This window comes from Phycisphaerae bacterium (assembly GCA_035275405.1).
Lineage (GTDB): Bacteria > Planctomycetota > Phycisphaerae > UBA1845 > UTPLA1 > DATEMU01.
On the sequence record DATEMU010000001.1, the window covers coordinates 34,653 to 55,310 of the forward strand.

The 20,658-nt window shown below is 59.9% G+C and carries 14 protein-coding genes; 7 read left to right on the forward strand and 7 right to left on the reverse strand.

Going from position 1 to position 20,658, the window contains the following annotated elements; genetic code table 11:
* Nucleotides 1-25: 25 nt before the first annotated feature.
* Genes VJZ71_00155 through VJZ71_00170 form a run of 4 tightly spaced genes read left to right on the forward strand, consistent with a single transcriptional unit; the run spans nt 26 to nt 5,201 of the window.
* A complete protein-coding gene (locus VJZ71_00155) occupies nt 26-2,680 on the forward strand; it encodes an FtsX-like permease family protein (GenBank protein HKQ46463.1) in 2,655 nt (884 codons plus the stop codon).
* Between the two features lie 18 nt (nt 2,681-2,698).
* Nucleotides 2,699-3,502 carry an ABC transporter ATP-binding protein gene (locus VJZ71_00160; GenBank protein ID HKQ46464.1) on the forward strand — a complete coding sequence of 268 codons (804 nt, stop codon included), beginning with the start codon at nt 2,699-2,701 and terminating at the stop codon, nt 3,500-3,502.
* A gap of 58 nt (nt 3,503-3,560) precedes the next feature.
* Nucleotides 3,561-4,457, forward strand: a complete 897-nt coding sequence (gene ilvE / locus VJZ71_00165) for a branched-chain-amino-acid transaminase (GenBank protein ID HKQ46465.1) — start codon at nt 3,561-3,563, stop codon at nt 4,455-4,457.
* Nucleotides 4,458-4,490: 33 nt separating this feature from the next.
* On the forward strand, nt 4,491-5,201 hold the full coding sequence (locus tag VJZ71_00170) for a site-2 protease family protein (GenBank protein ID HKQ46466.1): 711 nt from the start codon (nt 4,491-4,493) through the stop codon (nt 5,199-5,201).
* A 6-nt stretch (nt 5,202-5,207) separates the two neighbouring features.
* Here VJZ71_00170 and VJZ71_00175 read toward each other — a convergent pair whose 3' ends face one another.
* From VJZ71_00175 to VJZ71_00185, 3 genes are all read right to left on the reverse strand, one after another.
* Nucleotides 5,208-5,819 carry a hypothetical protein gene (locus VJZ71_00175; GenBank protein ID HKQ46467.1) on the reverse strand — a complete coding sequence of 204 codons (612 nt, stop codon included), beginning with the start codon at nt 5,817-5,819 and terminating at the stop codon, nt 5,208-5,210.
* A 41-nt stretch (nt 5,820-5,860) separates the two neighbouring features.
* On the reverse strand, nt 5,861-8,335 hold the full coding sequence (locus tag VJZ71_00180) for a glycoside hydrolase family 31 protein (protein ID HKQ46468.1): 2,475 nt from the start codon (nt 8,333-8,335) through the stop codon (nt 5,861-5,863).
* A gap of 210 nt (nt 8,336-8,545) precedes the next feature.
* Complete coding sequence (locus VJZ71_00185; protein ID HKQ46469.1) at nt 8,546-10,090, reverse strand: radical SAM protein; 1,545 nt, start codon at nt 10,088-10,090, stop codon at nt 8,546-8,548.
* A gap of 372 nt (nt 10,091-10,462) precedes the next feature.
* On the opposite strand from VJZ71_00185, the gene VJZ71_00190 reads away from it, so the two are divergent.
* Together VJZ71_00190 and VJZ71_00195 are read left to right on the forward strand one after the other, a co-directional pair.
* Nucleotides 10,463-10,828, forward strand: a complete 366-nt coding sequence (locus VJZ71_00190; GenBank protein HKQ46470.1) for a hypothetical protein — start codon at nt 10,463-10,465, stop codon at nt 10,826-10,828.
* Between the two features lie 351 nt (nt 10,829-11,179).
* The gene (locus tag VJZ71_00195) at nt 11,180-11,527 is read left to right on the forward strand and encodes an RNA-binding protein (protein ID HKQ46471.1); all 348 of its coding nucleotides are present in this window, start codon (nt 11,180-11,182) and stop codon (nt 11,525-11,527) included.
* Nucleotides 11,528-11,605: 78 nt separating this feature from the next.
* Here the strand turns inward: VJZ71_00195 and VJZ71_00200 are convergent, their stop codons facing one another.
* From VJZ71_00200 to VJZ71_00215, 4 genes are all read right to left on the reverse strand, one after another.
* Entirely contained in the window at nt 11,606-12,466 is an 861-nt protein-coding gene (locus VJZ71_00200; GenBank protein ID HKQ46472.1) for a carbohydrate ABC transporter permease, read from the reverse strand.
* Nucleotides 12,463-14,811 (reverse strand): extracellular solute-binding protein, encoded by a 2,349-nt coding sequence (locus VJZ71_00205; protein ID HKQ46473.1) that lies wholly within the window; start codon nt 14,809-14,811, stop codon nt 12,463-12,465. Before VJZ71_00205 ends, VJZ71_00200 begins: the two co-directional genes overlap by 4 nt.
* A gap of 83 nt (nt 14,812-14,894) precedes the next feature.
* Entirely contained in the window at nt 14,895-18,044 is a 3,150-nt protein-coding gene (locus VJZ71_00210; GenBank protein HKQ46474.1) for an alpha amylase N-terminal ig-like domain-containing protein, read from the reverse strand.
* A 198-nt stretch (nt 18,045-18,242) separates the two neighbouring features.
* Complete coding sequence (locus tag VJZ71_00215) at nt 18,243-19,274, reverse strand: LacI family DNA-binding transcriptional regulator (protein ID HKQ46475.1); 1,032 nt, start codon at nt 19,272-19,274, stop codon at nt 18,243-18,245.
* Between the two features lie 394 nt (nt 19,275-19,668).
* Here VJZ71_00215 and VJZ71_00220 point away from each other — a divergent pair, with 394 nt between their 5' ends.
* Nucleotides 19,669-20,580 (forward strand): type II secretion system protein, encoded by a 912-nt coding sequence (locus VJZ71_00220; GenBank protein ID HKQ46476.1) that lies wholly within the window; start codon nt 19,669-19,671, stop codon nt 20,578-20,580.
* Nucleotides 20,581-20,658: the final 78 nt, after the last annotated feature.

Below are 20,658 nucleotides of genomic sequence, written 5' to 3' on the forward strand. Positions count from 1 at the left end.
TGGACCCTACGGGACTCATTGTTCGATGCACTCCCCGATCCTTCGCATTCTCTTTATCGCCCTCGCGCCGTTGACCGTCCCGCTTTATTTGCTTTTCCTTGCGGCGACAAATCTCCTGGGGGGCGCCTTCTACATCGTCATCGAAGCAACAGCGTCTCGGCTGGCGCAGCGGCCGATTTCCCTGTCCAAGGGCCGCATGGCCTTGCTCGCCGTCCCCGTTCTTATGGCCGCGCCGGTGGCGATGGCCGTCCACCTCGTGATCTGGTTTGTCAAGCTGGTTGGAGCGTCGCTGATCTGGATCGGACATTGGCAATGCAGCGTACGAACGAGATCGGGGGCGTTCTTTGCCGGAACGGCGTGGTCGCTGGTCGCGCTGTGGACCACATTGACGTGCCTCAATGCGGCGATGGGGTCGGCGTGGATCGGTCGTCCCGTTCGGGGGGCCGATCTGTTCGTGGAAGTGCTGACGCGACCACGGACGCTGGGCAGCCTCCCGCCCGTTGCGCAAGAGCGCCGCCGGCAACTTATCCGCGAGCTGGGACAGCATCGCGAAGCCGTTCACAAACAGTGGGACGTGCTGAAGACCGCGCTCGAAGACGACGAGGCGATGGTCCGGTGGTTTCACGATGAACCGGAAGTCGTTCGAAAACTCTGCGGAGTGCCATGGTACTTCACGCCGGCCGATCTCGCGGAGGATGGCGTGGACCACAGTGTCCTCCTCCTGGGACCATTGTTTTTCGTCTGGTTGTTGCTCATTCGTTGGCCCGGGACGTTTGCCTTACTCCGGTCCGCGAGTCTTCGCACAGCCTGGCTGGCTGTTCGATTAATGGTCATCGCCGCGGCGATTTGGGCCCTCATCGCCTGGGTCCCGCTCACGAACTACTATTCGTTCCGGCCAGACCAACTCTCCTGGACCTTTGGTATCTTCTCACCCGCCCAATGGCTCGGCTTGGATTACTCCACTTGGGTCCGGCCGGAGTGGTATCTCTTCAATGCCGGCCTGTGGATCGCCATCGTCATGCTGCTGGCATATCTTTGGCGATTAGCATGGCGGGTTGCGCCTTTTCTCGGCTGGCCGCGATATTATGTCGCGTTTCTTGCCGCACGTTTGCTTCAGCGCAAGCGAATCGCCTTCTTCTCCGTCGGCGCGGTCACGCTCTGCGTGGCCATGATGATCATTGTCATCAGCGTGATGGGGGGCTTCGTAGACAGCATCCGCACCCGCGCACATGGGCTGCTCGGCGATCTGGTGATGGACGGCGGCTTGCAGGGGTTTCCTTATTATCAGGAATTCATCGATCGCATCAGCAAGATAACCGACCCGGAGACCGGCGGACCACTGGTGCACCAGGCGACGCCGCTGATCCACAGCTACGGGATACTTCAATTCCCCGTAAACAAGAAGACGGCCGCGGTTCGGATATGGGGCATCCGCCTGGACGAATACGTCCGCGTCAACGAGTTCGGGAAAGACCTCTTCTACCAGAACCGATTCGGCGGAACGACACTCGCCCGACAAATGCAGCCGACGTACGGCCTCGATGAACGTGGGAATGTCGCGTTCCCGGCAGACTACAATCGCCGTTACCAGGAATATCTGGATCGCCTTTCGTTGGAGGAGCGCGAGAAGGAAATTAAACAGTTCCAGCGCGAACCGGGTGATTTTTGGATGGGGCCTGGTGTTCTCAAGGGCCCGACCACGCAGCCCGCGTTTGAGGGGAAGGAATTTCCCGGCGTGATCATCGGCCGGAGTATCATCGCCCAGCGCACGCCGGCGGGCGACTATCGGCGGAGCGACTATTACCCGCGCGGCGAGCCGTGCATGTTGACGGTCCTGCCCATGACGCGGGGAGGAGACATCAGCCCCGAGCCACCGCCTAAGCCGACCTTTCGCTATGTGGATGATTCGCGCACGGGCATTCACGAAATCGATTCGATGAACTGTTATGTGGACTTTGACGAGTTGCAGCGCTTGCTTTCGATGGGGCCGCAGCAGCGCACCGATGGAGAGGGGATGAGCGGAGCGCGATGCAGCCAGATTCAGATCAAGCTGACGTCGCCGCTGGGCGACGACCGCGTCATCCTGGGCCGGAAGAAGGACCTCCTCCTGGAAGAGTGGGAGAAGTTCTGCGATGCCCTGCCGATGGACCGCTTCGAATACGACATGATCCGCAAGGTGGACATCCAAACGTGGGAAGAGATGCAGGCCAGCTATATCTCGGCCATTGAGAAGGAAAAGTTCCTCGTCCTGATCATGTTCGGCGTCATCAGCATTGTCGCGGTCTTCCTGATCCTGTGCATCTTCTACATGATCGTGCAGGAAAAGACCCGTGACATTGGCATCATCAAGAGCATCGGCGGCAGCGCGGAGGGCGTGGCGGCGGTGTTCCTCGCCTACGGCGGGGCGATCGGCCTGGTGGGATGTCTTCTGGGATCGCTGCTCGGGATCGTTTTCGTCGAGCACATCAACGACGTGCAGGATTGGCTTGCCCGGATCAACCCTGCGTGGCGCGTGTGGAGCCCGGAGACGTACTCGTTCGACAAGATTCCGGACGTTTGGAAATGGTCGGAAGTCATCTGGATTAGTATTCTTGCCGTCGTGGCGTCGATTGCCGGCGCGGCGGCTCCGGCGATCCGCGCAGGGCGGAGTTGGCCGGTTGAAACCTTGAGATACGAATAGGATTTCACAATAACGAATATGACTTCGGGATTCCTTCGCTGCGAAAACGTTCACAAGAGCTACCAGCTCGGCCGCACGGTCCTGCCGGTCTTGCGGGGCATCACTCTGAACATCCCCAAGGGCCGTTTCGTAGCCATCATGGGCAGCAGCGGCAGCGGGAAGAGCACGCTCCTGCACGTCCTCAGCGGTCTCGACGTGCCCCAGCGCGGACAGGTGTATTACCAGGGGCAGCCGATGTTTGAACCGGAAGGAAGACGAAAGATGCCCCAGGGCCGCGAGACGGGACCGGGCGGGGGGGAGGAACCGGAAGCCGCGGCTTCCCGCCCGATAAGTTCCGAACGGCCTGTCGCGGACGGCGTCCTGGAGGACCGTCGAAATCGTCTGTTGAATTCCGCGTACGGCTTTGTTTTCCAGTTCTACCACTTACTTCCTGAATTTGACGTGCTGGAAAACGTTTTGCTCCCGCAAATGGTGGGAAAGTCCATCGGCGGCTGGCTCGAACGGCGTGGCGAAGGCGCGGCGCGAGCGCTGGATCTGCTGGATCGCGTCGGTCTGGGAGATCGGCTGCGACACCGGCCCAACGAGCTTTCCGGCGGGGAACGCCAGCGCGTCGCCATTGCGCGGGCGCTCATGAACGAACCCGCCGTCTTATTCGCGGACGAACCGACCGGTAATCTGGACGCGCGTACCGGTCGCGGCATATTTGATCTGCTCAGGGGGCTCAACCAGTCGGGCCAGACGATGGTCATGGTGACGCACGATCGTGACCTGGCCTCGCAGGCCGATGAGGTTGTGCAACTGACGGATGGTCGCATACAATAAGCGCGACGCTCGCCGGGAGTGTGAATCGCGGTTCTCCAGGCCGACGGAGGAAGGATGCATGGCCGATGACTACACACCGAACCCAAACCTGAAGATCTGGCTCGACGGCAAGCTGGTGCCCACGGCCGAGGCCAAGGTCAGCGTATTTTCCCACGGACTGCTCTATGGCGACGGCGTGTTCGAGGGGATCCGCGTCTATGGGGGGCGGATTTTCGAGTGCCGCGCGCACATGGAGAGGTTCGAGAACAGCCTTAAGGCAATTCGCCTCGACATTCCATGGAATATGACCCAAATCGTTGATGCCATGAAGGACACAATCAAGGCCAACGGGACGAAGGATGGCTATGTCCGACTGGTGGCCATCCGTGGCGTCGGGTCCCTCGGAATCCACCCATTCCGCACCGTCAGCCCGCAGGTATTTGTCATCGTCGACAAGATCGCCATGTACGAGCCGGAAATGTACGAGCGGGGGATGAAGGTCATCACCGCCTCGACGATCCGAAATCACCCCGCCGCCCTTTCGCCGCAGATCAAGAGCCTGAACTATCTCAACAACATCCTGGCCAAGATCGAGGCCATCGACGCGGGTTGCCTCGAAGCGGTCATGCTCAATCACGAGGGCTACGTCGCCGAGTGTACCGGCGATAATCTGTTCATCGTATCGCGGGGCCGTCTACAGACGCCCGCCCCGCACAGTGGTCTGCTCGGCGGAATCACCCGCCGCCTCGTGCTCAAATTTGCCCAGAAGCGCGGCATCCCGACCGACGAAATCACCCTGACCAAGGCCGATCTGTACTTTGCCGACGAGGCGTTTATCACCGGCACTGGCGCGGAAGTCTGCCCGATCAACGAAATCGACAAGCGGCCGGTCGGAGAGGGAAAGCCCGGGCCGATTACGAAACAGCTCATCGCAGATTTCCGGTCACATATCAAGTCGGGCGAAGACCTGCTGTGAGTCAGGCCGGGGACGTGGAGCGAGTTGGCGCCCATGATTGTGCTGGCGGTCGGCGTCCATTTTTCTCCGCTGATGTTCGCCGCGCTCGGTGCATGGATTCTCTGTACCACGCTTCATGAATTCTCTCATGCCGTTGTCGCCTATTGGGGGGGCGACGACACGGTTCGCGGCAAGGGATACCTTACCCTCGACCCCACGCGATTCATCGACCCGGTCTTCAGCCTGCTCATCCCCGCGGTCGTCTTGTTGATGGGGGGATTCCCGTTGCCCGGCGCGGCGGTCATGATCGATCATGGACGGCTTAAGAATGAACGCTGGTCGGCGTATGTTTCCGCGGCGGGCCCGGCGAGCAACCTGATCCTGTTTCTGCTTTTCAGCCTGCCGCTTCACCCCCTCGTCGGCCTGGTGGACGCGGACGCGTCGTTTCAGCCGACTTGGGTGCATTTTCTCGGCGCCATGGCCGTCCTGAACTTTTTTGCCCTATTGTTCAATCTGATTCCCGTGCCGCCGCTGGACGGATTCGGCATCATCGAGCATCGGCTCGATCATGAATTGCGTTGGAAGCTCCGTCAGCCGCAGGTGGCCATGAGTTGTCTGGCGGTTGTCTTCATACTGCTCTGGAACGTCCCGGGCGCCTGGGAACCGTTCTTTTGGATGCTGGAGCAGGTGTGCGGCACATTGGGCTTGCCGCTTAGGGTGCTGGGTGGCGGGTATAACGTTGTGATGTTTGATAGGGAAGTTTAGGGAGGGTCACGTCGTCGTCGCCGTCGTCGTGCAGGAATGCCAGTGCCGCACGAGCACAACGACGAACCACATCCCGCCAATGCCGTACGCCGCGGCAGCGTACCATTCCTGATTGGGCCATTGCTGGGCGATGCTCATCACGGCGCTGCCCGAGGCCACGGCGTAAAAGACGACGAAGACGAGCAGGAAACTCCCAAAGAAATAGCGGTCGGTATCGCGCAGACGATGGTTGCTTTCCAGCCAATTTTCCCACGTCACCACGCCTTCGATGTGCGGCTCGACATGGTCCTTCAGGTAACGCCCCGCGCGAATGATGCTGTTTTGCTCCATTAAGAATCCCAACATGAGGACAAGGATAATGAAGGGCATGGATGCGGTGGCGTAGGTCGCGCCGTACTCCTGGGCGGCGAAACCCGCGGCCGGGACAAAAAGCGTCCCCAAGACCATTAGCATGAAGATCCGCGCTTTGCTGGAACGAATCTCGTCGCGTAGCGTCAGGTACTGTTGGGTCATGAATTGATCACTGGACATCGCTGGCTCCTCGAAGTGCGTCCGCCGAAGCGCCGCTCCTTCCTGCCGGGCTCCCGCGCAGAACGTCATCATAACCGATAGCCGCATCGCCTGTCGATCCACTGCGATCGAGTGGATCGTGGAGGTTTTTAGACCACGCTGGGCCGCACTGACACGCGCCGCCGCGGACCCTTGGAAGCGTGGCTGGTTCGGCGTAGCAGTTCCACGCATTCCTGGGCCGCCAACCGTCCCACGCGGACCCATACGACTCCCCTTTTCGCCTCGTGGAACCAGCCTGCCGACGCCTTGATCAGCGCCTTGTGTGTTCGGCATTGCGGTACCGGCGCTCCCGCGGCGGCCACGGCAAGGGGGGCTTTGCGGATTCCCTTGAACTGAATGAGATAGGTCTGTGGGGCAAAACGATCGTCGCCGATTCGCCGGGTTAGTCGCAGCGTCGTCACGTCGCCGGCCGTCTCGACCTCGTAGTCTTCTCGGGTGAAATTCCCATCCTGGTAATCAAAACTCATTCCATCATCGTTGTAGAAGGAGCCGCATCCCTTGCCGGGAAAGACGTGGAGAATCAGCTCTTCGATGGCCGATTGCCCGGTATGCTGCACCACGCCGCGTAGGGGAATAATCGCCCCCTCCCGCGCGAACATGGGGATCGACTCAATCGTCACGGGCAATTCAAATTCCTGACCGCCGGTCTGCGGTTCGGCATCATCGAACGCGTACCACGGGCCGGCCGGCAGTGTCACCTTGCGTTTGCGAATGCCTTCCAGCACGACCGGGGCGACGAGCAATTGCCGGCCGAACATGAACTCGTGCTCGCAGCGATGGACTTTGGGATGGTCGGGGAAGTCGACGAGAAGCGGACGCATAACCGGCAGGCCGGTGCGCGTCGCATGTTCGTATTCCGTATAGAAGTAAGGCAGCAATTGGTAGCGCAGTTCGATGGCCTGGCGATTGATCCGTTCGTGTTTCTTCCCAAACGACCAGGGATCTTGCTCCTTGCCGCCCGCCGTATGGACGCGGCAGAGCGGATAGAAGATTCCGACCTGCAGCCAGCGCGTGAACAGTTCGGGCGACGGATAATCGCGGAAGCCGCCGATGTCCGCACCGCACAACGTGATTCCAGACAGCCCCATGTTCAGCAGCATCGGGATGCTCATCCGTAAATGATCCCAACTCGACCGGTTGTCGCCCGTCCAAACCGCCGCGTAGCGCTGCACCCCGGAAAACCCTGCGCGCGTTAAGACAAAAGGGCGCTGGCCGGGACGCAGGCGCCGGAGACCCTCAAACGTCGACCGGGCCATCTGCATGCCGTACACATTGTGCGCTTCGCGATGGTCGCAGGCCTGCCCGTCATTATCGTGCTGCATCGATAGCGGGACGGTGCCATGGGGAAATGTGAAGTCGGCCGGCTCATTCATGTCGTTCCAGATGCCGGTCACGCCCGCGTCGAGTAGCTCGCGATACAGCCCCGCCCACCAATCGCGAGTCGCCGCCCGCGTGAAATCGGGATAGACCGACGCGCCCGGCCAGACTTTGCCGATATACGGCTGACCGTTGGCGTCCTTGCAGAAATGATCGCCCGCGATTCCTTCGTCGTAAATGCGATAGCCATGCTCGGCCTTGATCCCCGGATCGAGGATGACCACCACTTTCATCCCGGCCTTGGCGAGGCCCTTGAGCATGGCCTGCGGCCGGGGGAATCGCTTGGGGTCCCACGTAAAGGAGCGAAAACCATCCATGTAGTCGATGTCGATGTAGATCGCGTCGCACGGGATCTTCCGCTTGCGAAATTGTTTGGCGATCGTCTGCACGCGCTTGGCCGACTCATAGCTCCACCGGCACTGGTGATAGCCAAGCGCCCACATCGGCGGCAACGGCGGCGTGCCTACAAGCTTTCCGTAGCGGCGCATCACGTCGGCGGGCGTAGGTCCCGGGATGAAGTAGTAGTTCATCTCACCGCCATCCGCGCCGAACGAGTAGCTTGATCGTGAGGTCTTGCCAAGGTCGAAGTACGACCGGTAGGTGTTGTCGAAGAAGAGGCCGTGGGCTTGTCCGCTGTTCAGGACGAAAAAAAACGGATGGGTCTGATAGAGCGGGTCGGTAAACGGTTCGTATTCCGCGGCATCGTGATTCCAGTTGTGAAGCGCCGTATCCCGCTTATCCAACGGGCAGCACTTTTCGCCGAGGCCGAAAAAATGATCGTCGCTTTCGAGGGCCATGTGACATCGAACTTCGCCGTCGTCGGCCCAGGTCATTCCCGCCGTGGAATCGCGGCAGAGGCGTTTTCCGTCCGGAGTCACGAATGAAATTCGACAGGGGCGCTTTTCAACGCGAACACAAACCGCATCGAAGACGATCTCCAGGGCCGCGTCGTCCTCTCGAAGTTGCCAGGAAACCGCCGGTTCATCGACAGGTACGACCGCCCACGAATGGTCGCGACCAAACGTGCCGTTCGGCGCGAGCCGTACGCGAACGACGCCGTCGGCGAGGGGAGTCAGTCTCAGGGCAGCCGCATCACATGTGCAGTTCAGATGCCGCTCGTCGCGGGTATGACCGGTCACATCGCCCAGTGATTGCACACCTGGCCCCCGACTCGATTCCGTGAACATGTATTGCCCTTAGAAACAAGCCCACCGGGGGCTGCGCGCGAGTAATCACAAGGCTTAGACGCCTTCAAACCGACCGTAAGGAGATGCACGGACTGATCTCCCCGCCGCCACGGACGACGGTAAAACACTTTAGCAGATTCGAAATCGGTGGTCAAAGGGCCGTGGGCACGTTGCGGCGAGCCGCCCGATTTGACATGAAGATCCGCAAAATCAAGGTGCGGCGGCGGCCGCTTGGAGGCTCAAACGGGTTGGAACCCAGCGACGCTGAAACATACCAAACGCCTCACGGATTCGCGAGGTGCGCAGGCTTTCCATGAGGTGCAGGCCAAAGCGTGCTTCATCGCGCGGCGCCTGAACCTTGGCCATTCGCTTCCAACCGATGTTCATCCCGTGAATGAAGGCCGCCGTCAGAAGGCTGCGGGTGCGCCAGAGCGTCCGCAGCGTCCGTTTCCATACCCAGTTTTCCTTTGCAGCGATGTGCCGCAATTCGTAAATCACTTCATCCAGGCGCTGGGCCGTCATGTTGCGCGGGTGATAGACGGTTTCGACGAAGGTATAGCGCTCCCAATCGGCCGGGTAATCGGTGGCAAAGATTCGCCCTTCGTTCAAATAGCGATCGTACATCTTGGTGCCGGGCAGGGGAGTAAGGTTGGTGATCTGGATGGTGTCGATTCCGACCTGCACGGCCTGAAGGGCGGTCGTGGCGACGGTGTCTTCATCGTCGGCGTCCGCCCCGATGATAAACCCTCCGAAAACGGAGACCCCTTGGCGCTGAAATCCGCGGACCAGCGTCTGATACCGTTCGAGGTTCTTTCGGTTAATTCCCTTATGAAAGTCCTTGAGATTCTCGCTGTTGAAGGTCTCAAAACCTACGAGCATCCCCACGCAACCGGCTTCCTGCGCCAGCGACAACCCCTCCGGATCGTCCCCCATGTTGATGGTGGTCTGGCTGAACCAAAGCCGCGGCGCGAAGCCCAGGAGCCGCCGCAGCCAGGGAATCCGCTTGAGCATATTCGCCACGCGGCTTCGTTTGTGGCCTTCTTTGATAATTTCTTTGAGGAGCTGCTTGGCCCAGACGGCGTGCTTTTCACCGACGCCGAAGAAGTTATCGTCCACGACAAAGACGAACGGTTTGGTGGTCTTGAACCACTCATCGATGACGTCGGCCATCGGCCGTCGGCGGATCGGCGCGCCATTAAACGTGGTCACGCTGCAATACTCGCATCCGACGGGGCAGCCGCGAGACGTTTGAATCGCGGACACATCGTACTCGCCGTTGATCGGTTGCAGTTCCTGCCGCGCTCGCCCGTGGCGGCCGTTTTCCAGGTCCGCGAGTTCACCGCGGTAAAATCGCTCCAATTTGCCCGCGGCGGCATCGGCCAGGATTTTGGGGAAGATGTCGTCGCACTCGCCGATGGCAACGGAATCAAAATGTTGGATGGCCTCTTCGGGCATGGCGGAGGCATGGGGTCCGCCGATGATGCAGGGGATTTCCTCCTGCCGGCACTGCGCCGCGATCTCGTAGGCTCGGGTGGCCCCGCTCGTGTAGGAAGTGACGCCGATCAAATCGTAATTCCCGCGACGGATTTTTTCGTCCGTGCAATCCGTTCCGAAGAGTTCGTCGATGAGATCCACCGAATGCTCGGGAGGAGTGAGCTGTGCCAGAACCTGCAGGGCCAACTGCGGGATCTTGCTTCCGATGGTGTGATAACCTTGAGTCCTGCGCGCGATAGGATTTACGAGGGCTATTCGCATGATAGTTGTTCCTGACGTCGGCCGTGTGGGTCGCTGTTGACCCTATCGGCCAAACGGTGTACGGGCCGCGCCGAATTGTTCAACGCGTTGGCCGGTTATTTCGCTCGTGTCGAGAGCCACGCGGGAGAGCTAGTTCTGCGTGGAATATGCTGCCGTCGATGTCATCTTTTGTGATGGCCGCAAGAAGGCTTGGAAAAACGTGAAATGAGCGTACGTTTGGCTTTGCCTTCCGCTATAATCTGGCGATGGAGAAACGCTCCGGTAGTCGGCGGGCGACGTTTGATTCATACTGAGCCGCTCCGATCGGCGCCTTGTCGCGTGAATCCGTCACAGGCCCAAGCATCGAAACGCCCTTATAAGCGATTGCCCCCAATGATGCAAGAAGAGAAGGACAAACTGATCGCACTCTTTGACGAGGAAGGCCGCTGGTGTCGCGGCGTGGATGCCGTGGATGAAAACGGCCAAGCCGTGCATTACGACGCCGATCAAGCGGTCTCGTGGGACGTGGTGGGAGGCCTTTGCCACCTGTTCGGCTGGAAGCGGGCCTGCCAGCTTTTCGAGCCCATGAGCCGGCACCTCTCCGGGCGTCGACACATAAATTCAACCACTCAAAGCCAGGAAATCGCCGCCATGTCCGCACTCTTCGACTTCAACGACGATGATGGGACGACCTATGACGTACTCCTGGCCCGGCTTCGGGAGCTGCCCGTTTGGCATGGAAAGCGGGCCGCGATCTGAGGAAACTTCCCTTTTCAGCCCAGGGGCCGCGGTCGTCATTTCCTAGGTGAATAATGAGGGTCAACCCGGTTTTCAGGGCCGTCAGAGGCCCTGAGCCTCCACGTACACGATGCGCCACGCGGCTTATGGGCCAGTTTTACACTGGACAATCGCGGCTGCGGTCATTACAGTTTCCCCCGGTTGGTTCGACGACCGAGCTTTCAGGCCACGTGTCAAATCTTTTGACTTTTCGCCCTGACTTTCCTCTCTCGCGCACCGTGCCTTTTTGGTCCGAAATGCTGGACTCTTTCACTTCAATCCTGAAAGTAAAACGAGCGGATTGATCGGCCCACCTATTGAAGGAAATGTAACATGGGCAAAAAGTTGTATGTCGGAAATCTGGCCTTTAGCGTGAGCGACGCGGACCTCCAGGAGATGTTCTCTCCGCATGGCAGCATTCTCAGCGCGCAGGTCATCATGGACCGCGATACGGGCCAAAGCAAAGGCTTTGGGTTCGTCGAGTTCAGCGCGGACGGCGAGGCCCAGGCGGCCATCGCCGCGCTGGATGGAAAGGACCATGGCGGTCGCGCCCTGAAAGTGAACGAGGCCAAGCCGAAGGAAAACCGCAGCGGCGGCGGCGGTGGTCGCGGCGGCTTTGGAGGCGGCGGCGGCGGCGGTCGAGGTGGTTACGGCGGTGGTGGCGGCGGACGCCGATACTAACCAACGAACCGGATAGACCGATACGTCATCCCACCTACGCCGGCCCTCGGGTCGGCGTAGGTTTTTTTGTCGCGGCCGTCAGCCCTTCACTGCTCCCAAACTCAGGCCGCCGACGAATTGCTTCTGGGCCACAAAGAACAGGACGATGCACGGGATCATCGTCACCATGCTCGCCGCCATGAGGTATTGGGCGTCGCGGAAATCGCCATACGTGGTCTGGAAGGAATTCAGCGCGACCGCCAGCGTCATGTTCTCCTCGCTTTGCAGGTAAATGAGCGGGCCCATGAAGTCGTTCCACACGCCGATGAACGTGAAGATCGCCGTGATGGCGATGACCGGCTTGCAGATGGGGAGCATGATCTGCCACCAGATGCGGAGATGACCGCACCCATCGATCCGCGCCGCCTCCACGAGCGCCTCCGGCACTTGGGCGAAAAACTGCCGGAACATGAAGATGAAAAACGGCGTCCCGAAGAACAGGGGCACCACGAGCGGGTAGAAGGTGTCCACCCAGCCGAACCAACGAAACAGAATGAACATCGGGATCATCGTGACTTGCGCCGGGAGCATCATGGTCGCGATCATGACAACGAAGGCGATCTCCCGCCCGCGAAAGCGCATGCGGGCGAAGGCGTAGCCGACGAGGCTGCACGAGAGGACCTGGCCGATGACGCTGAGGGTCGTGACGACGACGGTGTTGGAAAGGGCGTCGAGAAATCCATACCACGGTCGGCTGCCCATCTTGCGCAAGGCGGCCGGGTAGTTGTTCCACTGTGGATCGCCGGGCCACCAATTGAATGTGGCCGCCGTGCTGGAAGCACTGGCCTCCGCCGGTGTGGATAGGCTCGTAACGGTCATCCACCAGAAGGGAAAGACCATGACGACGCTGCCGATGAGGAGCAGGACGAGGACGATGCTGTTGGCGGCCCGGCGACTCATCGAAGGCCCTCGTAGTAGACGAATCGTTTCGTGCCCTTCATCACCACCAGGGTCAGAGCCAGGACGATGACGAGCAGCATCCATGCCATGGCTGAGGCGTACCCCATTTCGTGAAAGTCGAACGCCTGGTTGTAGAGGTAGACGACGTAGAACCGTGTGGTGTCCCCCGGCCCGCCGCCGGTCATGACGTACGCCTGCGTAAAGACCTGGAACGACGCGATGATGGCGATAATGAAGTTGAAGAAAATCACCGGGCTGAGCATCGGCAGCGTGACGTGCAGGAACTTCCGCCAGCGGACCGCGCCGTCGATCTCCGCCGCCTCATACAAATCGCGGGGAATGCCCTTGAGTCCCGCGAGATAGATCATCATCGTTCCGCCGATCGCCCAGAGGTTGACAATGGCGAACGCCGGCACGCCCCAAACTTCCGCGTCCTTCTCGAACCAGGCCGGCGAGTGGATTCCCGCAGGCAGAATCGGATCGAGCAGGAGTTTGAGAAGGCCGTGCTCGTGGTGAAATACCCACTTCCACATGACAGCCACCCCGACGCCCGCCAGAACGCTAGGCAGATACCAGATCGCGCGAAAGACTCCGATCGAGCGGAAGGTATGGTTCATCAGCATCGCCGCGACCAGCGCCGCGACCTGACTGGACGGCACGGCGAGGAGCGCATACCACGCCGTCGCCTTCAAAGAGTTGGTAAACGTGTTATCCCGGGTCCACAGCGACCGGAAGTTGTCCCAGCCGACAGATTGCGCATGATCCAGAGTCGCCAGGCTACTCCATTTTGCAAAGGAGAGGATCAACGACAGGCCGACGGAAAATGCGGTGAAGGCGATGAATCCCAATACCCACGGTGAAATCATGCCCATCCCGGCCAATTCATCCCGGAATTGCAGCCCCGCCGGCCGGCGTCGCCACCAGAAGACTGCGCCCAAAATAATGACCAGCGCGAGGGGCAGACCAATCGTCGTCAATAGCGAAGCCCAGTGAATCTTCCGGTCGGTCTGCGCGACAGCCGCGCGCCGGAGATTCTCCGTCCATTTCTGTTCGACGTCCGCCATGGCGCCTGCGGCCGAACGCCTCAATTTGAAAACTTCCTCCACGTGAACGCGAAGCTGCTGTTGAAACTCCGGGTCGGGCGGATAGTCGGTAGGATCGGCGACCTCCGCCCCTTCCAGGAGCAGGCGGGCATTTCGCGGCTTGGCGTCGGCGACGGCTTGCACGACTTCTTCCGCCACGCTTCGCAGCGCGGGAAACTCCAATCCCGCGTCCGCCATGACGCGCTGCCCCCGGACGCTCGCCAGGTACTTTACGAAGCGCCAGGCCTCTTCCTTGTGTGGCGTCGTCCGCGCGATCGACCATGCGACCGTAAATACGCCGTTTCTCGGCGGCCGGCCCTTGACGTGCGGCAGCGGCGCGAGATCCCAATCAAACGAATCGACGTTGCGATAGACCGGCGCTTTCCATTGGCCGTACGGGCCCGCCAGACCGACGTTGCCCGCCAGGAACGGCTCCTGCATCGTCTCAATCTGCGTCTTGGCTGACAGCAAGGTCCGCGATTCATCGTGAAACCACGCTTGCAATTGCGTCATCGCCGCGAGCAGCGTGGGATTGCGGAAGTAATACGGGGGCTGCCAACCCGGCGAGGCGAAATCTACGCCGTAAGTCCAGAGATAAACGCGAACCATCTGTTCCCAGGTGACAAAATCCGCGCCGTAGCAATGGGGCAGCTTGCCGATGGCCCGGGCGGCGGCGATGAACTCGTCCCAGGTCCATCCGTCGGGCGACGGCTCCGGCACCCCCGCGCGGCGGAACAGGTCGCGGTTGTAATAGAAGCCGACCGTGGTGAATCCCTTGGGCAGACCGACGAGACGTCCCTTGCCCACCTGCCCGGTCTCAGGATCGACGCGGAAACACCGTACCGTCGCGGGGTAAAAGTCGTTGAGGTCGATGGTCGGAATGCCCCGGGCCGTGTCCTGCTCAATCAACTCCTCCATGTCGGCGAGCAGGTTCTTCGTCGCCATGTCGGATACGTTTTCCAGCCCGAGGTAAAAGACATCCGGCGGCTCGCCCGCCGCGAACATGGTCTGCAGCTTAGTCCGGACGGATGCGGCTTGGCCGAGGTTGATGCGGATGATCTTGATGCCCTTGTTTTCGGGCTGGCGCTCAAAATCCCTCACCAGCTTGCCGACGATCTCGTCTTCAGCCTTGTCCCCCCAGTGCAAGACCTTGATCGCGACGACGTCCGGCGGCAGTTTTTCGCGGGCCAGCCGCCGATAGCCCCACCACGCGAATGAAAAAACCAATAGCGCCACGGCCACAATCGCGACCGCCAGCCGCATTATCAATCCGATTCGACGCATCACTGCTTGCATGAAGATGGGCCTGCGCTGCGTGGATTCGCGCCGGGTCAAACCGCGGTCGGTCATTGCTTCGCGAACACGTTCGTGGTTCGCGGCGGGAGCAACATCCCCTTGAGCCTCCCCAATTCGACCTTCAATGCCGATCGATGGGCCGCTTTAGCGCGGATCGTCGGCCTTGCCGCAGGTTGTTCCTTGGAGGGCTCGGCCAGTTCGCATGCCTCGGGATTCATTATCGCCATGACCTTCGTACCGTTGGGCCACGGAGAGGGGACGTCCAGGCGTCGTCGCTTGCTGCCGTTGTTCACCACCACGACGATCGACTCTCCATCCAGCGCTCGGGCAAATGCAAAGACCCGGTAATTGTCCATCGCTAGCAGCGTCTGGTAGGAGCCCAGTTGCAACGCGGGATAAGTGTTCCGAATCGCGATCGTCCGGCGGTAGTGTTCGTACAGGCCGGGCTCGATCCGCTCGTCGGGATCGTCATACGGCATCAGATCTTCCCAGAACATCGGCTTGCGGTCCGACGGGTCGTCCGCCCCAAACATGCCGACTTCGTCGCCGTAATACACCATCGGCGCGCCGAGAAACATCATTTGAAACGCCGCCATCGATTTCAGCCGGTGATAGCACGCCGCCGTCGGCCGCTTCGTGTTGTAGCTCGGCCCGTTGTCCTGCAGCCGATTCGCCTGGTCGTATTCCAGATCGGGATTCATGAACATCGACGCGACGCGATCGGTATCGTGGCTGTCGAAGAGATTCTGCAGGACGTAATTCACCTGCGGGGGGTACCAGCCGAGCATCTCCTCGATCTGTCGTTCCATTTCACTTGGCTTGATTTCTTTTTTCTTGTTCACAAAGAACCGCTGGCACGACCGGGCGAACGGATAGTTCATGACCGCGTCAAAGGTCTGACCGTCCAGCCAGGGCCGCGACTCCTCCCACAGTTCCGCGACGATGTACGCATCGGGATTGATCGACTTTACAAGCTTGCGCCAGTCCCTCCAGAAGTTCGCGTTGATATCGCTCGCCACGTCCAACCGCCAGCCGTCGATGCCGTCCGACGGGTCGCCGTCGCCGTCCGGATCCATCCAGCGCCGCGTCACGGCAAAGAGGTGCTCGCGCACGGGCTCCGCCAGTCCGAGGGCGTCGTCGTGCTTCAATCGGGGAAGCGAGCCGTTCGGTCCATCCCAACCAACGTATTGAAACGGCTCCCAACTCGTAACATCAAACCACCCGGCATAGGGTGAGTCCTTTCCATTCTTGAGAACGTCCTGAAACGCCCAGAATTCCCGGCCGACGTGGTTGAAGACGCCATCGATAATGACGCGATACCCCTGGCGATGGGCTTCTTGTAGAAAATCGAGAAAGATCTTGTCGCTCTCCGACCATTGCCACGTCTTAGGGTCCGTCGTTTCGCCTTTGATCTTCGCCAGGCTGCCCTTCACGCCGAAGTGATCGTCGATGTGTCGGTAGTCAGCGGCGTCGTATTTGTGCAGCGAGGCTGCATGGAAGACGGGATTGAAATAGATGCCCGTAATGCCCAGGTCGCGCAGATAGCCCAGCCGCTGTTGCACGCCCTGCAGATCGCCTCCGTAGCGACGATCGAAGATGTACTGAAAAAACGTGCCTTTTTCTTCAAACGTGCCTTTGTAGGGCTTGTCCCATTGGTGTTTCCACGGGACCGTCCGCGGTGGGTCGTTGGCAGGATCGCCGTTCGCAAATCGCTCGGGGAAGATCTGGTACCAGACGACACGCTTCGCCCAATCCGGCGTCTCGAACGACATGCGCACCTCGGTCTCAAACGGCTCCACCGCCAGGGAGATCACGCCCCCGGGATAGGTAGGCATCTTGTAGCACTCGTGTGAATCGAGCAACGACTTTGCGGATCTATCTCTCAAGTAAAACGTGTAGCTCAAGTGTACATCGTGCAACTGACAGGTCGCCGACCAGTAGTCGAACCCGCCGTGCGAAGCGACCCGAGCCAACGGCACTTTCGCATCCTCGGTTGCAAAATCTACGACGATGCCATCGACGTCGTCCTTGAGCGTGCGCACGGTCAGTCTGACCAGATCGTCGGCGATCGGCGTGAAGTAGGAGGGGTTGTGGGGATCATGCCGCACCGCCCCGCAGGCGATGTCATTCGGCTTCGCCGGCCCGAACGACGCCGGATCCGGCCCGATCCGAATGCCGCTGTGGAAGCCTCCCTTGCCATCCGACTTGCGGAGCTTAGGGTCGGCGTTCATGTCGTCCAGCGTGATCGAGCCGTTTACAACGAATTGGTAATGGTGCACGCCCTCGGGCAATTCCATGAGCCGTGAGAAGTGAAACTCCCCTCCTTGCGGTTCCAGCGGATGGGCCGTCGGGCTCCAGTTGTTAAAGGACCCGGCGACACAAACTCGCTCGACGATCAACCCGGCAGGCAGCCGAGTCTCTTTTGAAGGGGTGAAGATCAGCGTCGTGTAGCCCTCATCAGCCAGCGAGAGTTTTTTCGAATACTCGTCAAACAGCACGACGAGCGACCGCCCCGATTCCAAGGGCGCGGTCAACGATGCGAGCGGAGGCTGCGCGGGTTGACTGCCTATCGCTCGCACTTCCAGCTTTGCGATTCCGGCTCCCAGCAATCCGTACCCCGTCCCCCACAGACCGGGTCGGATAGGCTGAAATGGCCGGTCATTTCGGCCGTCGTGAAGGAGAAATCCATGTCCCAGTTCGCGAACTACCTCAGTCTGGTCCGTCACTTTCCCATCACCGACGGTTAATCGAATGCGATACTTGCCGTTTTGGTGAATCGGCAGCCACATACAGGACCGTTTTGTGCCGTTGCTCGGGCTCAATTCTGGAATGAAGGCGGTGTCGCCTTCGAGACTTACCTGCCACTCGTACATGACAAATGGATGTCCCTCGCGCGCGACGCTCGTCGTCGCGTCAAGCAGCACGACCGGCGCGTGGGGACTGGAAACTCGGATTCGCGCACGCGGTTTTGAGTTGGGCTTCCTGGCAAGTCCCCACTTTTTCTCCTCGGGCTCAAGCCAGATCGTGTATTCGCCGGATTGGGCAATATTCAGCGCGATGTTCTCGCCCGGCTGCGCGAGCCGATCGTCGCCGGCGGATCCCAGGTGCCGCGACCAGTTTCCGTCGAAAACAAATTTGAATTGGTACGGGCCGCACTCCCAATACCGGTCGAGCGCCCAGCGTTCGCCCTTTTTGGCCATCGCGAATTGATCGTCCGCCGCGGCCCAGTTGTTAAACGTCCCCGCCAGGCGGATTACTTGATCTGCCCTCGTGGTCCGGGCGGATGACAAAATGAGGATGATTGAAAAAAGAACGCCGTGCAGAACAACTCGCCGATCATGCGTACGTCGGAATCGGCGTAGCGGCGTTCGGAAATCAAGGCGGGGGTGGATTTGCATTTATGTTCGGGGCGGAGACGACGACGCTCGCACCGTCAATCCCACGGGCCGGCGATCCTCCACCGACGTTTCGCGGCCGTCAATGATGTCGAGCAGACGGCGGCAGGCCAGTTCGCCCAGGTCGTAAATGGGCGTGTGGACCGTGGTAAGTGGGGGGTCGCAAAACGCGGCCAAATGCATGTCGTCGCAGCCGACGACGCTGACGTCCTGGGGGACGCGCCGTCCGCTGCCTTTCAAGCCCGCAAGAGCGCCGATCGCCATCTTGTCGTTTCCGGCGATCAAGGCCGTAATCGACGGGTCGCGCGCCAGCAACTCGACGGCAGCGCTGGCCCCGCCCTCCTCCGTGAAGAGACCGTCTTCCACTCGCCGCGGCGACAGCGCGCATTTCGCACGGCCCAGGGCCTCTTCCACTCCTTCCTGAAAATCATGCGTGGTTTGAACTTCCGAGGCGCCGTGGATCAGGCCGATATTCTTGTGCCCCAGGCCCACCAGATACTCCGCCGCCATGCGCCCCGCTTCGTGATAATCACAGCGGACATGGCTCAACTTAAAGCCCGGCAGATAATTGTTCACGACGATGACCGGCCGTGCGCCATCCTCGAATTCCCGAAGATAGGTGTCCCGGTTGGTCACGCCGAGGCACAACATGCCGTCCACGAAATGGCGATCGAAAAGTTCGAGGTGTTTTTGATCGCGGATGAACTCGGGGTGGGCCACTTCCAGGAGAATCTTATATCCCGCGCGGCTGGCGCAATCGTGGATCGCGCTGATGAGTTCCCCGAAGTAGGCGTCGGCGAAGGCGTGTCGCAGTTGCGGGACAAGGATCGCCAGGCATCCCGATTTGCGGGCTTGAAGACCCTGTGCCAATCGGCTGGGCTGGTAGCCGAGCCGCTGAGCCGTCTCCAGGATGCGGTTTCGCGTCGCTGGGCTGATTCGGCGATCACGCTTATTGAGCACCAACGAGACGGTCGTGAGCGAGGCCTGGCTCTCCCGCGCCACATCCTTGATGCTGATGTTTCTTCGTTTACTCACAGGCTCACCAATCCGAAACTCGGGCTCAACCGCCTGCTAATCTGACACTTAGCGGATTGTCGATTCCAATCCGCAAGGGTCATGAGGCACTCAGAATACCCAAGCTAACATAAGTTCTCGAACCTGAGTATCCGGGGCCTGAGTGGAAGCCTACGCACAGTGGACTAACCTGCGGACTCCCCTAGAATCCATCGCGATTCATGGCATGAAATGCCACTATGAGCAGGTCCGCAAATTCTCGGTTTTTTCGCGCTTGAATTTGACTTCCATAACGCTATACTCGTATTAGTAAAATGTTTTACTACATCAGTTTACCCGGTTGCTCGGCAGAAATCAAATGCCGCTATCAGGCGCCTTGAAACACCCTCGGGTGCGGCTTCAGAGCAGGGATCGCGTGGCGCAGGCCGTCGATCCTCTGAGCCGGGTATTGTCGGAACGGGTTTTCACGTCGGGTCGCCGGGCCTTCACGTTAATCGAGCTGTTGATCGTCATCGCCATCATCGGTCTGTTGATTTCGATTTTGGTTCCTGCGCTCTCTCGCGCGCGGGAGATGTCGCGACGGGCCATCTGCGGGTCGAACTTGCGACAATTCGGAATCTCGCTCCTGCAATACAGCCAGGACTTCGAGAGCTGGCTCCCGGCCAAAGGCGCTCCCTTGGGATCTGGAACTGCTGTATGGGAGCTTGCGCAGCACCAGCAAGACGCTTCTCTCAACCGCTGGGGGCCGGGGTTTGCCGGTACCGTTCGCGATGTCATAGAGCGAAAAGTGACTCGTGAGGCAGGCTCGGAAGAGCGCGGCGTTGCGGTAAGTTATTTACCCGATCCGAAAGCGTTGCTTTGTCCCAGCGACCAGTTTAACAACAAGCCTAATGCGGGATCTTCAGACCAGGAACTTCCCCTGAGTGCTTTGTGGAAAACGGGTGCCGTTCTGAATTACTCTGAACTTCCGCGAACCAGCCAAGAGGAAGATAGATACAAAAAGTCATTCACTAGCTACTTTTATATCGCGATGTGGCGGAACGATGACCGCGGAGATTTTCTGGTAATGGCGGACCAGAGCAATAAGAACGATACCACTACCGGGTCTTGGACAGGTCTGACGAACGATGATAACCACGGAACCCGTGGGATGAATGTCCTGTTGTTGGATAGTCATGTGGAATGGACGCAAATGCGTTCGGGGGCTCCAGCCGATGTCCAAGCGGCATCGCGGCGCTTTTGGGGGTTGATAACTCCCGTGCGGCCCCGTTATCCGGACACGCCGAGTGACCTCAACCGAAGCGCCGAAGTTCAAACGATCGAATGAAGGTTGCTCATTGAAGCAGGGCGAAGATTGAGGCTGGATGGCCAGGTTTGGGGTGGAAGCGGGTTGCGGTTATAATGG